The 12,608-nt window shown below is 69.8% G+C and carries 11 protein-coding genes; 2 read left to right on the top strand and 9 right to left on the bottom strand.

Annotation, left to right across the window (positions count from 1 at the left end):
• Window positions 1-4: 4 nt before the first annotated feature.
• The 6 genes from ACGFYH_RS26325 to ACGFYH_RS26300 all read right to left on the bottom strand — a co-directional run bounded on the left by ACGFYH_RS26325 (window position 5) and on the right by ACGFYH_RS26300 (window position 6,212).
• Window positions 5-1,507: a sensor histidine kinase gene (locus ACGFYH_RS26325; RefSeq protein ID WP_393805640.1), complete on the bottom strand. Its 1,503-nt coding sequence runs from the start codon at window positions 1,505-1,507 to the stop codon at window positions 5-7.
• On the bottom strand, window positions 1,504-2,199 hold the full coding sequence (locus ACGFYH_RS26320) for a response regulator transcription factor (protein WP_393805639.1): 696 nt from the start codon (window positions 2,197-2,199) through the stop codon (window positions 1,504-1,506). Before ACGFYH_RS26320 ends, ACGFYH_RS26325 begins: the two co-directional genes overlap by 4 nt.
• A gap of 35 nt (window positions 2,200-2,234) precedes the next feature.
• Window positions 2,235-3,107 carry an ABC transporter permease gene (locus ACGFYH_RS26315; RefSeq protein WP_393805638.1) on the bottom strand — a complete coding sequence of 291 codons (873 nt, stop codon included), beginning with the start codon at window positions 3,105-3,107 and terminating at the stop codon, window positions 2,235-2,237.
• A complete protein-coding gene (locus ACGFYH_RS26310; protein WP_393805637.1) occupies window positions 3,107-4,021 on the bottom strand; it encodes an ABC transporter ATP-binding protein in 915 nt (304 codons plus the stop codon). The genes ACGFYH_RS26315 and ACGFYH_RS26310 overlap by 1 nt, the downstream gene beginning before the upstream one ends.
• A 314-nt stretch (window positions 4,022-4,335) precedes the next feature.
• Entirely contained in the window at window positions 4,336-4,917 is a 582-nt protein-coding gene (locus ACGFYH_RS26305; protein ID WP_393805636.1) for a hemolysin III family protein, read from the bottom strand.
• 431 nt (window positions 4,918-5,348) lie between these two features.
• Window positions 5,349-6,212 carry a helix-turn-helix domain-containing protein gene (locus ACGFYH_RS26300; protein ID WP_393805635.1) on the bottom strand — a complete coding sequence of 288 codons (864 nt, stop codon included), beginning with the start codon at window positions 6,210-6,212 and terminating at the stop codon, window positions 5,349-5,351.
• Window positions 6,213-6,323: 111 nt separating this feature from the next.
• On the opposite strand from ACGFYH_RS26300, the gene ACGFYH_RS26295 reads away from it, so the two are divergent.
• Window positions 6,324-7,100 (top strand): alpha/beta fold hydrolase, encoded by a 777-nt coding sequence (locus ACGFYH_RS26295; RefSeq protein WP_393805634.1) that lies wholly within the window; start codon window positions 6,324-6,326, stop codon window positions 7,098-7,100.
• Between the two features lie 290 nt (window positions 7,101-7,390).
• On the opposite strand, the gene ACGFYH_RS26290 is transcribed toward ACGFYH_RS26295, so the two are convergent.
• The gene (locus tag ACGFYH_RS26290; protein ID WP_393805633.1) at window positions 7,391-8,623 is read right to left on the bottom strand and encodes an MFS transporter; all 1,233 of its coding nucleotides are present in this window, start codon (window positions 8,621-8,623) and stop codon (window positions 7,391-7,393) included.
• Between the two features lie 238 nt (window positions 8,624-8,861).
• A complete protein-coding gene (locus tag ACGFYH_RS26285) occupies window positions 8,862-10,364 on the bottom strand; it encodes a SulP family inorganic anion transporter (RefSeq protein WP_393805632.1) in 1,503 nt (500 codons plus the stop codon).
• 404 nt (window positions 10,365-10,768) lie between these two features.
• On the opposite strand from ACGFYH_RS26285, the gene ACGFYH_RS26280 reads away from it, so the two are divergent.
• The gene (locus ACGFYH_RS26280; protein WP_393805631.1) at window positions 10,769-11,194 is read left to right on the top strand and encodes a MerR family transcriptional regulator; all 426 of its coding nucleotides are present in this window, start codon (window positions 10,769-10,771) and stop codon (window positions 11,192-11,194) included.
• A 574-nt stretch (window positions 11,195-11,768) separates the two neighbouring features.
• Here the strand turns inward: ACGFYH_RS26280 and ACGFYH_RS26275 are convergent.
• Window positions 11,769-12,581: a hypothetical protein gene (locus ACGFYH_RS26275; RefSeq protein WP_393805630.1), complete on the bottom strand. Its 813-nt coding sequence runs from the start codon at window positions 12,579-12,581 to the stop codon at window positions 11,769-11,771.
• Between the last annotated feature and the right edge of the window lie 27 nt (window positions 12,582-12,608).

Here is a 12,608-nt window from a genome sequence, read left to right as displayed (position 1 = left end):
GGGCTCAGAGGTCCACCACTCGGGGACAGGCCCCGGTTTCGGTGTGCAGGGGGAGCAGGATGCGGAAGGTGGCCCCTTGATCGGGGGCGGTGTGTACGTCCACTCGGCCGCCGTGGGCGGTGACCAGGGAGTGGACGATGGACAGGCCCAGGCCGGCGCCGCCGGTGGGGGTGCGGCCGCGAGCTGTGTCGGCGCGGTAGAAGCGGTCGAACACGTGGGCGGCCTGTTCGGCGGTCATCCCCGGCCCCTCGTCGCGCAGTTCGAGGACCGCGAGTCCGTCTTGGACACCCACGCCGACGCGGACCGGGCTGCCGGCCGGGGTGTGGGCGATGGCGTTGCCGACCAGGTTGGACATGACCTGGCGGAGCCTGGCCTCGTCCCCCAGGACCGGGGCGCCGCCGGGTGAGCCGCCGCCGGGCCCGGTCAGGACGACGCTCCGAGCGGGGTCGAGGGCCTTCAGGTCGCGCAGGGCGTCAGCAGCCAGGGTGCGCAGGTCCATGGGGGTGCGCTGAAGAAGGGTTTGCACGGCGGCCGCGCCGCGCTCGTCGAGCCGGGCCAGAAGGAGCAGCTCCTCCACCAGCTCGACCAGCCGCTCGGCCTCGCCCTCCATCCGGTTCATCGCGGCGTCCACGTCGCTGCGGGCGGGCATGCCCCCGATCCGGTACAGCTGGGTGAAGCCCTTGATGCCGGCCAGAGGGGTGCGCAGTTCATGGCTGACGTCAGCGATGAAGCGGCGCATGCTGTGCTCGGCGTCCGCGCGTGCGGCGTCACCGGCCTCAATACGGTCGAGCATGGTGTTGAGCGAGGTGGCCAGACTGCCAAGCTCGGTGCCCGGAGCGGCCAGCTGCGGTACGCGGCTGGACAGGTCCCCCGCGGCGATCGCGGCTGCCGTCGTCTCGATACGGCGCAACGGTCCCAGCCCGGCCCGCACGGCGAACCAGCCCGCCACACCCAGGAGCCCCAGCACGGCCACGTCGATAAGCAGGACCTGCCCGGTGAGCCGGTGCATGGCGCTATCGACCTCGCTGAGCGACCCGGCCGCCACCACGCTGCCCGCCGGCTGGCCGGGCCCGTTCGGCAGGGCGATGGCCCGCCACCGCCCGTCACTCCCGGTGGAAGGGGTGGAGAAGGGCTCGCCGTCGCGCTCGGCGACCGCCGCGGTGTCGAGACGGGGCAGGTCAGGCGGGGCTCCCTCGGCAGGCCGAACGACCTGCGCGATACGGCCGTCGGCACTCAGCCGGGCCACGTACATGTCGCGGATCGCCCGCTGCTCCACGGTGTCGCGTACCTGGCTGTCATCGACCAGGTCCTCCAAGCCGGGCAGGCGTTGGGTCACCATCGCGACGCTGTGGATGCGTTCGTCCAGCTGCCGCACCAGGGTGCCCCGGAGCTGGTCGATGACCAGGCCGGTACTGCCCAGCAGCGCAGCGACCAGCAGCGCCAGCGTGAGCGCCAGCAGCCGGGCACGCAGCGACAGCCCCCGGCTGCGGGCGGCGTCCTTGGTCACGGCAGGGGCCTGCGCAGCAGGTAGCCGGTGCCGCGCACCGTGTGGATCAGCTTGGGTTCCTGGGTGTCCATCTTGCGGCGCAGATAGCTGACGTAGGAGGCGACGATGCTGTCGTCCCCGCCGAAGTCGTATTGCCACACGAGGTCCAGGAGCTGTTCCTTGGACAGCACCTGGCCCGCGTGCTCCATCAGCACACGCAGCAGATTGAATTCGGTGGGCGACAGCGGGACGGTGTGGCCCGCGCGTGTCACCTGGCGGCTCTCCGGATCCAGTGTGAGGTCGCCGACGACCAGCTGGCCGTCCGGCTGCTGGCCGCTGACACGCCGCAGGATGGCGCGGATACGCAAAATCAGTTCCTCCAGGTTGAACGGCTTGGTGACGTAGTCGTCACCACCCACCGTCAGCCCGTTGATCCGGTCCTCGGCTGCATCACGCGCGGTCAGAAACAGTACCGGTGGAGGACCAGCCGGGGCCGGCAGCTCCTGCCGCAGCCGCCGTGCGACTTCGAAGCCGTCGAAGTCCGGCAGCATCACGTCCAAGACGATCAGGTCGGGCCGCGCCTGCTGGATTGCGGCCAGTGCCTCGGTTCCGGTGGTCACCGGTGTGACCGCGAAGCCGACCAGGCGCAGGCTCGCGGACAGCAGTTCGCGCAGCGTGGTGTCGTCCTCCACCACCAGAAGGTGTTCCGTCATGGCCGTCCCGTCCTGCTTGTCCTGTACTCATCCTGCTACGCATCCCGCTTGCGGAACGTGAGGAACGCGGCCGCCAGCAGGACCACGACGCATCCCGCCAGCACCGCCAGGCCGGGCCAGGGCTGCATGAGCGCCGGGTCCTGGTAGCCGGTCATGATCTGGCCGCCGGCCGACGGCGGCCAGTACTTCGTCGTCCAGTCCGAGAGGAATCCGGGAAAGGCGGGACCGAACGCCGGAACGATCAGGAACGCGGCGAACAAGGTCGTCACGGTCGCCGTCGTGGAACGGATCAACGTGCCCAGGGCGAGGCCCAGGAGCGCGGCCAGCGCGAGGAAGAGGGCGCCGCCGAGGATGCCGCGCCACGCGGTGGAATCCGACAGCGTCAGGTGCGGCACGGCCGCGCTCCTGAGCGTCGCCTGCCCGGCGAGAAACCCGACGAAGGTGAACAGCAGCCCGGCCGGGAAGGAGACCGCGCCGAGCACGACCGCCTTGGCGCCAAGGACCCGGCCCCGGTGCGGGACCGCGGTCAGCGTACTGACCACTGTCCGGCTGCCGTACTCGGCTGTCATCACCATGCCGCCCAGGAGTGCGATGGTGACCTGGGCCACCATGTAACCCCTCAGGCTGAGGGACAAAGGATCGAAAGTGAGTTTGTCCGCAGCCGACATGGCGGCGAACTCCTCCCCGGCCGAGGAGCCCACCAAGGTGGCAATGCCCGCCCCGATGACGAGGGTGCCCAGCACGACGTACAGCGTCGACCGCATTGTACGAATCTTGATCCACTCGGCGTGCAGGGAGTTCAGGAACGTCGCACGGCCCGCACGCCGGCCTCGCTCAGGCCTGGACGGGGTCGCCTCCAGGAGGGTGCGCGACGTACGGGTGCGCGTAGTGCTCGAGATGGGGGTCATCAGGCGGCGTCCTTGTCTGCCGAGTATTCGACGCTGTCGTGGGTGAGTGCCATGAAGGCGTCTTCGAGGGAGGTCTGCCGGGGGGCCAGCTCGTGCAATTCCACGCCGCCGGCCGCCGCGAGGGCACCGATCTGGGAAGCGTCGAAGCCGGCCACGACCAGGCGGTCCTCACCGGCCGTCTGCACAGCCGCGCCCGCACCGGTCAGCCGCTGACCGAACGCCTCGGCGTGCGGGCTGCGGACGACGACCTCACACGCGGAATGCTCAGCCATGAAGTCGGCCATGCTGGTGTCGGCGATCAGTCGCCCCCGACCGATGACGACGAGATGGTCGACGGTCAGTTCGATCTCGCCCATCAGATGGCTGGACACGAGTACGACCCTGCCCTCGCCCGCCATGCGGCGCATGAGCCCGCGCATCCAGACGATGCCTTCCGGGTCGAGCCCGTTGAGCGGCTCGTCCAAGACCAGCACCGGCGGGTCCCCGAGCAGGGCGCCGGCGATACCGAGCCGCTGCTTCATCCCCAAGGAGTAGGTTCCGGCCGCTCGTCGGGCCACCTGGGCGAGCCCCACCTCTTCAAGAACCACATCGACGCGGCTGCGAGCGATCCCATTGCTCGCCGCGAGCGCCAGAAGATGGTGGTAGGCACTGCGGCTGGACAGCACCGCGCCGGCGTCGAGGAGGGCACCGATGGCCTCCAGCGGCGCGGGGTGCGCGGCCATCGCACGACCGCTGACCGTGGCGGAGCCGCAGGTGGGTGTGTCCAGGCCCAGCACCATGCGCATGGTGGTCGACTTCCCAGCCCCGTTCGGCCCCAGGAAGCCCGTGACCTCCCCGGGACGAACCGTGAAACTCAGGTCGTCGACGGCCACCACGTCGCCGTAACGCTTGGTGAGCCCTTGCACTTCGATCATCAGTGTCTCCAGAGTCCTTTCCACAACACGCACCCCTCGGTACGTCCGGGATCAAGCCTGGGTCCGGGATCTGCACGCAGTTCCAGGATTCTGTACGTCCCATGTGAGCCGGACCGCCACAGTCGCCGCAGAGTGCCAGGTCACAGCCCTCCGTCAGCTCGCGAGCACCATCCGGACGTCAGAGCTCCCACGAAGCTCACAGAAACCACGGATCCCCTTTTCAGTAACGCTCAAGGAGAACAGCGCTGAGGGCCCGCTCGGTGCGCGAGTGGGGCGACGGCACCGTGACGCCGGGGCGATTCCTGCTGCTGGGGTCAGTAAACGGCGAGGGAGACGGCTGTGTAGTGCGCGGTGAAGGCTGCCACGGTCAGGGCGTGGAAGACCTCGTGGAAGCCGAACCAGCGGGGCGAGGGGTTGGGGCGTTGGACGGCGTACACCACCGCTCCCGCGCTGTGGAGGGGGCCGCCGGTCACTATCAGGGTGACTTCGGCGGCTCCGCCGGTGTGCGGGAAGTCGGGCAGGTAGCGCACCGGTGCCCAGCCCAGGGCCAGGTAGCAGGGGGTGTACAGCCAGCGGGGAACGTTGACCCACAGGACACGGAGAACGATGCCGGCCAGCGCCCCCGTCCACACGATCCACAGCAGCGGAGCCTGCCGGTCAGAAGAAAGGAGCACGGCCGAAGGCGTGCAGGTTCCCGCGATGATCAGAAAGGTGTTGGCATGGTCGAGGCGACGCAGGACGGCCTTGCCCAGTGGTCCCCAGGTGCCCAGAGGGTAGACGGCGCTCGTTCCGAACAGCAGCAAGGCAGTCACGGAGTACACGGCGCAGGCCCAGGTCACCAGCGTCCGGGCCAGCCAGATCAGGACGATGCCGGCACTCAACGAGGTCGGGACCATCTAGGCGTGGAGCCGGCCACCCGGCTTCGGCTTGACCGGCTCGACCAGGTCCGCCGCCCACCCGGCCAGGCCGGCAACAGGATGAGGGTTCTCCCCGGCATCGCCACGGCGTGCTCCGCCGGGAAGACCGGCTACAGCCTCCCCGCCGCAACTCCCCATGCCGTCTCGGGCCTATGGGCATCATCGAAAACCATCCGACGATCATGCTGGAAGCCTGCCTGAAGCAGCCTTGCCAAAGGTCCAGCTCCCAACGCCAGACCGGCATCGCCAGGCGGGGTCGGTGCTGCCCTCAAGAAAGCGCCGACGTCGGCGACCTGCCGCCGCTGGGTCAGTGAAAGCCGTGTAAGAGGTCGCGCGGAGAGGCGCGGTGGTACCGAAGCAGCGAGGCGGGAATTGTGTCGTGGCGCTCATGGAGTTGCGACGCTCTGTGGTCATGGATGCGACTCCCCTTCATCGGGGCACCTACTCATTTGATGGCTAGCGTCGCCCTGCCACGCCCCTGGACTCATGCCTGTCGCCTTGCGGAAGAACACCGAGAAGTTGGACGCGTCGGAGAAGCCGAGCATGTTGGCGCAGCGGGCCGCGGTGAGGCGGTCGTGCGCGAGGAGCCGCTTGGCTTCCAGGACGATCCGGTCGACGATGTACCCCTTCGCCGTGCGGCCACTGACCTGCTGCACCGCGCGTGAGAGGGTGCGGGGCGCGTATCCCAGCGCACGGGCGTAGTAGCCGGCGTCGTGATGTTCCCGGAAGTGCGCTTCGACGCTGGGCCGGAACAGCCGGAACACCCGATGTGAGATCCGTGCTTGGGCGTGCGGTGGCCGGAGCCGGGCGATCAGCGCGGAGAGCAGGATGTCGGGCAGCTCCCTCGAGATGTCCCCAGGTGGGGCGGATGCCTCAAGGAGGAGGTGGTTGCGTGCGGCGTCCACGAACGGCCAGTCGGCGTCAGGAATGCTCCATTGCGCGACCAGGTCCGGGGACGCGACGAGTTCACGGGTGGCGTGGGTGACCGGAGCAGTCGGCACGAACAGCACGAGGTGCCCCGCCACGTCTGCGATGTCGTCCCATCGGTGCACCGCACCAGGAGGGATCCACACCGCGGACCGCTCCCTGAGCGGGTGCTGGAGGAAGTCCACCGTGACGGAGCCGTGCCCGGCGTCGACGACGGCGAGGACGTGGAAGTCGGCACGCTGAGTGCCGCCGTCGTTCAGATCGCGAAGGCGGCCGAACGTCATCGTCTCGACCGTGGCGGCACGGCGCTCTGCGGGCTGGTAGGCCATCTGCCGGATCACGGTCACATGTCCAGTTTCCACAATCAGGAGACCAATCACGCCGATGCCCCGCCTGGGTGCGGAAGTTTCAATGAACGTCTAGGGAAATCGCCCAGATCTGTGACCAGGAGAGCCACGATGACTGCAACGCAGCCGACGCTACTGCCCGCTTACGACCATCGGCCGGGGACCGGACCCACCCTGGTGTTCCTGCACTACTGGGGTGGTTCCGCCCGCACGTGGGACCTCGTTGTCGACCGCGTCCCGGGCCGTGACGTGCTCACGATCGACTTCCGAGGGTGGAGCCGGTCGAGCGGCCTGCCCGGCCCCCACACGCTCGGTCAGCTCGCCGACGACACGCTCGCCGTAGTCGCCGACGCGTGCGTCAGCGACTACGTCCTCGTCGGACATTCGATGGGGGGCAAGGTCGCGCAACTGGTCGCGGCAACCCGGCCCGCCGGCCTGCGCGGCATCGTCCTCGTCGGCTCCGGCCCGGCGAAACCCGCCGCACAGATCACTCACGAGTACCAGGAAGCCCTTTCCCACGCCTACGACTCCGACGAGTCCGTAGCCGGGGCACGGGACCACATCCTCACCGCGACCGAGCTGCCCGCGTCGATCAAGGCGCAGGTCGTGACCGATTCGCGAGCCTGCGTCGACGCCGGCCGCACCGAGTGGCCGCTACGCGGTATCGCGGAGGACATCACCGAGCACACCCGCATGGTCAGCGTTCCCGCCCTCGTCGTCGCCGGAGAGAACGACAAGGTCGAGCCCGTCGACGTGCTTCGCGACAACCTTGTGCCCTACCTCTCCCAGGCCGGGTTCACAGTGATACCGACCACTGGTCACCTGATCCCGCTGGAAGCTCCGGCCGACCTCGCCGACGCCATCACGGCCTTCGCACCAGCAGTCTGACCATCTGCGCGACCTGACGACAAGTCTCCCCCTGATCACCGGCCGGACACCCTGCCGTGCAACAGCCGGCGGTCGAGGGGCGACCCTGCCACGTTGGTACGCACACCACCGCCGGCCGGGGCGTAAGACACCCGGTAGGCCGCTGGGCCACGTCGTGGACGGCCCTCTTTCCGGCTGGCCCCTCCGTCCCCGGGAAGCGATGCGGTGAGCACACCCGCGGCCGACCGGCCGTGTCTTCGCATTCCCGTCTCACCGTCCGACCGGGCCCGGCCATTCCCTTTCACGCCTCCTCACCGTGCGCCATGTCCCGGGGCCGCCGGGGGTTCAGTGGGGGCATCCTTGTGCGGCGTGCGGGCGGCGACGGCGGCGGCCGCCGCCGCGACAGGCAGCGCGGCGAGAACAAGGAGCCCGGTGCCGTAGTGGCCGGTGAGGTCGTGGCCCAGTGACACTGTCAGGGGTCCGAGGGCACTGGCGGCGATGGTGACGGTGTGGGCGCTGCCGCGGATGGCGCCGAGGTGGGCGGTGCCGAAGTAGCGCGGAAGGCTGGCCGACTCGACGGCTCGGAGCAGGCCGTTGGAGGCGCCGAGGAGGATGCCGTAGGCGATGGCGGTCCAGCCGGGGTGCAGGTAGCGGGCGGACAGGGTGGCGCCCGCGAGGATCACCATCGCGCAGGTCAGCACCACCTTGGGAGGCAGGCGGTCGATGAGGGCGCCGGCGGCGAGGGTGGCGAGCAGGGCGGCGGCGGTCTGGGGCAGGAAGTTGGCGGCGGCCTCGGCGGGGCTGAGTCCGCGTTCGCCGAGCAGGCCGATCTGGTGGAAGTTGAGACCGGTGGTGAGCATGCTGCTGGCGGACAGGCAGGCGACCACGGCCCAGAAGGCGCTGGTGCGCAGTGCTTGGCGCAGCGTCCAGCCGGTGAGCGGGGTGTCAGCGGCGCCGTTGTCCGCCGGGGTGATGCCGTCGACGTGCTGGCCGAGGTCGGCGGGCCGGTTGCGGATGCCGAAGAGGGCGAGGGGGATGACGATCGCCCAGACGGCGATGCCCTCCATCGCCCACGCCTGGCGCCAGCCGTGGTCGGCGACGAGGCGTTCGAAGAGGACGGGGGCCAGCGAGATTCCGGCGGTGCCGACGGCGCTGGTGATGCCGAGCGCCAGTCCGCGGCGCCGGTCGAACCAGTACGCGACGGTGGTCGTGGCGACCAGCGAGAGGGCGCCCTGCCCCGCCATCCGTACGCCGATGAAGCCGGCGGTCAGTCCGATCAGCCCGGTGACGAAGGAGAGGGCGAGCAGGACGGCACCGAAGACGGCGCCGACCACGGCGATGACCCGGCGCGGCCCGTAGCGGTCGATGGCGCGGCCGACCAGGGGCATCGCACAGGCGCCGACGAGGGTGCCGGTGAGGTAGGCGGAGGAGACCTGGGTGCGGCTGACGCCGAGGTCGGCGATGAGCGGGTCGATGAAGACCGAGACGCCGGTGGTCTGGCCGGGCGCGGTCATCGCCATGGCCAGCGCGCAGTAGACGACCATGCGCCAGCCGTGGAAAACCGGGCCGGGCAGCGGTGCGGCGGGGGTGGAAGGCGCCGTGGGAGCCTCGGTCGGAAGACGCTTGGCGGGGCGGCTCAGTGTTCCTCCTCTGACAGGCTCTCCGAGCGTCCCCGGGGGCGGGGCCCAGGGAGCGCACGGGGCATTGTCCCGGGCCCGGCCTGCGCGTGAGAAGGCCGCCGGCCCGCGGTCCGTGATGTGCCGCGGGTCGGCGGCCGGCCTGTCAGTGGCCTCCGGTGAGCTGTCCGGCGAGGCGCTGGTGCATGTCGGCGCTGGACTCGTTCAGGCCGACGATGGTGACCTTCTTGCCGCGCTGGGCGTACTTGGTCTCGATCGCGTCCAGGGCGGCGACCGACGAGGCGTCCCAGATGTGGGTGCCGGACAGGTCTATGACCACGTCGTCGGGGTCGTCCTTGTAGTCGAACTGGTAGACCAGGTCGTTGGAGGAGGCGAAGAACAGCTCTCCGGTGACCGCGTAGACGACCTGCTTGCCGTCGGGGTCGACGACAGCGGAGACATTGGCCAGGTGCGCGACCCGCTTGGCGAAGATGATCATCGCGGCGATGCTGCCGACGACCACCCCGATGGCGAGGTTGTCGGTGGTGACCACGCACACGACGGTGACGACCATGACGATGGTCTCGCCCACCGGCATCCGCTTGAGGGTCTTGGGCTGGATGGAGTGCCAGTCGAAGGTGCCGACCGAAACCATGATCATGACAGCGACCAGGGCGGCCATGGGGATGTCGGAGACGACGGAGCCGAAGACGACGACCAGGATGATCAGGAAGGTGCCGGCCAGGAAGGTCGAGAGGCGGGTACGGGCACCCGAGACCTTCACGTTGATCATGGTCTGGCCGATCATGGCGCAGCCGCCCATGCCGCCGAAGAAGCCGGTGACGATGTTGGCGATGCCCTGGCCGACGGACTCGCGGGTCTTGTCCGAGTGGGTGTCGGTGATGTCGTCGACCAGCTTCGCGGTCATCAGCGACTCCATTAGGCCGACCAGCGCCATCGCGAGCGCGTACGGGGCGATGGTCGTCAGGGTGTCCAGGGTGAACGGCACGTCCGGCAGGCCCGGCACGGGCAGGGAGGACGGCAGCGCGCCCTTGTCGCCCACGTTCGGGACGGCGATGCCCGCGCCCACCGTGATGACGGTCAGGATGACGATCGACACCAGCGGGGCCGGGATCACCTTGGTGACCTTGGGGAAGAACACCATCAGGGCCAGACCGGCGGCGATGAGCGGGTAGACGGCCCAGGGCACGTCGTGCATCTCGGGCACCTGGGCCATGAAGATCAGAATCGCCAGGGCGTTGACGAAGCCCACCATGACGCTGCGCGGCACGAACCGCATCAGTTTGGCGACCCCGAGAGCGCCGAGGACGATCTGGAAGACGCCGGCGAGGATGACTGCCGCGATCATGTAGCCGAGGCCGTACTCATGGTTGAGCGGCGCGATGACCAGCGCGATGGCGCCCGTCGCGGCGGAGATCATCGCCTTGCGGCCGCCCACGACGGAGATGACCACGGCCATCGTGAAGGAGGCGAACAGGCCGACCGCGGGGTCGACGCCGGCGATGATCGAGAAGGAGATCGCCTCCGGGATGAGCGCCAGGGCGACGACCAGCCCGGCCAGCACCTCGGTGCGCACGATCTTGGGGGACGCGAGCCACTCGGGCTTGGACAGGCGCAGCTTGGGAGCTTGGGACAGCGGTGAGGACATGCAACCGTTTCTGTTCAGGCGCACGCGTCCGTTACCGCTGGACACACGCGCTCGGCGTACGTGATCCCGATGAGGGATCATCCGGCAGCCCGGCCGCTTCGGCGGGGGCCTTGCCGGACAGGGCGGCAGCCCTTTGGGGCGCCGGTCGGGCATCATTGCCCAGAAGTCTTCAGTGCCGCGGGGGGCCCGACCAGGGCCGCCACTGCGGCGGTTCCGCCCCTGTTGCGCACTGGACACCAAAGGCGAACACCGGGAACAGTCTACCCTGACGTGAACGCAGAGTACGAGTCGCGGCTTGTGAAGCGCAGGTAAACAGCGCCCATGATCCTGTGATTGTTCTCACGTAGAGTAGTTCACTTACCCGTTTCAAAACCAGGCGGACAGCAGAGGGAGATGGCAGGACGATGACGGAACAGCGGCGGATGCAGATCGGCGAGGTCGCCGAACGGACCGGTTTGTCGCTGCGCACCATCCGTCACTACGAAGAAGTCGGCCTCGTTATTCCCTCGGCCCGCAGCAAGGGCGGCTTCCGGCTGTACACGGACTCGGACGTCGAGCGGCTGATGGTGATCCGCCGCATGAAGCCGCTGGACTTCTCCCTGGAGGAGATGCGGGATCTGCTGGACATCACCGACCGGCTCGCCGCTCCGGACGGTTCACCGGCCGGCGAGGAGAGGGAGCGGTTGCGGGAGCGCCTCGACTCCTACCGGAAGGTGGCCGACGCGCGCTGTGAGACGCTGCGCGCGCGGCTCACGATGGCCGAGGACTTCGCCGCCACGCTGCAGCGACGGCTTGAGGCGGAGTCGGGCACGAAGACTCCGGGGCGGTAGGACGCGAGACGCACCTCGCGCGGCACCGGCACGTGGCGCGCGCCCGCGTTGGTGCTGGTCATCCGCGCGCGGCTGGTCCCGCTTCCGCACGATCCCCGGAGGGCAGGTCAGGGCGGCCTACGCTCGCACGACCGACGAGAACGACGCGGGCCGCCGGGAATTCCAGCCGTCACCGGGCGTTGGTGTGCCTGCCGGCCTTCGGCCGGGCGCACCACGGCACTCCCCTGACGCGCGTACTCATGTCACAGGGCCGCGGTGGGCATGCCACGCAGCGACAGAGGGTGGCGCGGCGGGCGGCATGCGAGCAACCTGACCGCCAGGGGGAGAACCGGGCACGCCTCGGGAGGCGGTGCCCGCAGCAGCGGCACCGACCACGCGTATCTAACCGGACGGGAGAGTATGGCACCTGTGAAGCGCGCTCTGCCCAGGCGCGGCTGGCGACATACTGTGACGAGAGGTTAGAGTTGCACTGCCGACGCCCCCCTGGACAGGTCGCCGTCGGCATGACAGTCCCGGGACGGTCCTCCATGCCGCTCATGGCCCGGGGCTGTCTTCGTACCGTCAACGGCCGCGTCTAGCGCAGGCGTGCGGCGGGGTCGGACACGAGCCAGCCGCGGGCACCCCAGAAGTCGACGGCCCGGCAGATCGCACTCAGGGCGCGCCGGTCGCGGTCTCCGTCGCCGCCCCAGTGTCCCCGGCACCAGTCGGCGAGCCGGTCGGCCGCGCCTTCCTCCTCCAGCACCCCGAGCCGTTCATGAGAGCCGAGATGGGTGCCCAGCAGCAGCATCGCGGTGGCGTCGGGCTGGTCGGAGGCCTCCGCCATGAAGGCGGCGATCGCCTGCCGGACGGTGGGCACCGCCGCAGGCGACGGCGCCGCCTTGGACCGACAGGGCCGCGGGCGCGGTGCGGCCCGCGGGGTGGCTGCCTCGCGCGGGGCCTCGTCAGGCCTGGCTTCCGGTGTCGGCACGGGGCCCGCGACGGGCGCCTGGGTCGTTGGCGCGACGGGCGCCCGGGTCGTTGGCGCGGCGGGCGGCGCGGTGTCCACCACCGGGTCTCGCCCGGCAGCGGCCCCGAGGCACACCGCGACGTAATCGCTGGGCACGGGAACGTTCTGGGAGATGGACGTCTCCAGAGCAGCGGCGTCGCACGTGCGGCACAGGGGAAGTTCGCGCCAGCCGATGATGGACAGCTGGGTCCCGCGCGAGTGCCGGGTCATGGCCTGCGGGCGGCGCACGATGTCCTGACCGCCGCAGCTCACACAGCGCCGGCCGCCGCGCATCCACTGCGCGCGGCACTTGAGGCAGGTGACCTGGATGTCGTCGTCCACCGGGGTGCCGCGCAGTTCTTCCGCCTCCCCGCAAGCCGGACAGGCCGTCACACTCGCCATGATCCTCCCTACTCCTCGACGGAAGAT

The sequence above is a fragment of the Streptomyces sp. NPDC048392 genome (assembly GCF_043200575.1).
Taxonomy (GTDB): domain Bacteria; phylum Actinomycetota; class Actinomycetes; order Streptomycetales; family Streptomycetaceae; genus Streptomyces.
This window is presented reverse-complemented; position numbering and strand designations above follow the sequence as displayed.

What these genes read in the sequence shown, in the direction of transcription:
- ACGFYH_RS26320 (WP_393805639.1), bottom strand. Translation starts at nt 2,199, where the DNA reads ATGACGGAACACCTTCTGGTGGTGGAGGACGACACCACGCTGCGCGAA.
- ACGFYH_RS26315 (WP_393805638.1), bottom strand. Translation starts at nt 3,107, where the DNA reads ATGACCCCCATCTCGAGCACTACGCGCACCCGTACGTCGCGCACCCTC.
- ACGFYH_RS26310 (WP_393805637.1), bottom strand. Translation starts at nt 4,021, where the DNA reads ATGATCGAAGTGCAAGGGCTCACCAAGCGTTACGGCGACGTGGTGGCC.
- ACGFYH_RS26305 (WP_393805636.1), bottom strand. Translation starts at nt 4,917, where the DNA reads ATGGTCCCGACCTCGTTGAGTGCCGGCATCGTCCTGATCTGGCTGGCC.
- ACGFYH_RS26295 (WP_393805634.1), top strand. Translation starts at nt 6,324, where the DNA reads ATGACTGCAACGCAGCCGACGCTACTGCCCGCTTACGACCATCGGCCG.
- ACGFYH_RS26290 (WP_393805633.1), bottom strand. Translation starts at nt 8,623, where the DNA reads ATGGTCGTCTACTGCGCGCTGGCCATGGCGATGACCGCGCCCGGCCAG.
- ACGFYH_RS26285 (WP_393805632.1), bottom strand. Translation starts at nt 10,364, where the DNA reads ATGTCCTCACCGCTGTCCCAAGCTCCCAAGCTGCGCCTGTCCAAGCCC.
- ACGFYH_RS26280 (WP_393805631.1), top strand. Translation starts at nt 10,769, where the DNA reads ATGACGGAACAGCGGCGGATGCAGATCGGCGAGGTCGCCGAACGGACC.
- ACGFYH_RS26275 (WP_393805630.1), bottom strand. Translation starts at nt 12,581, where the DNA reads ATGGCGAGTGTGACGGCCTGTCCGGCTTGCGGGGAGGCGGAAGAACTG.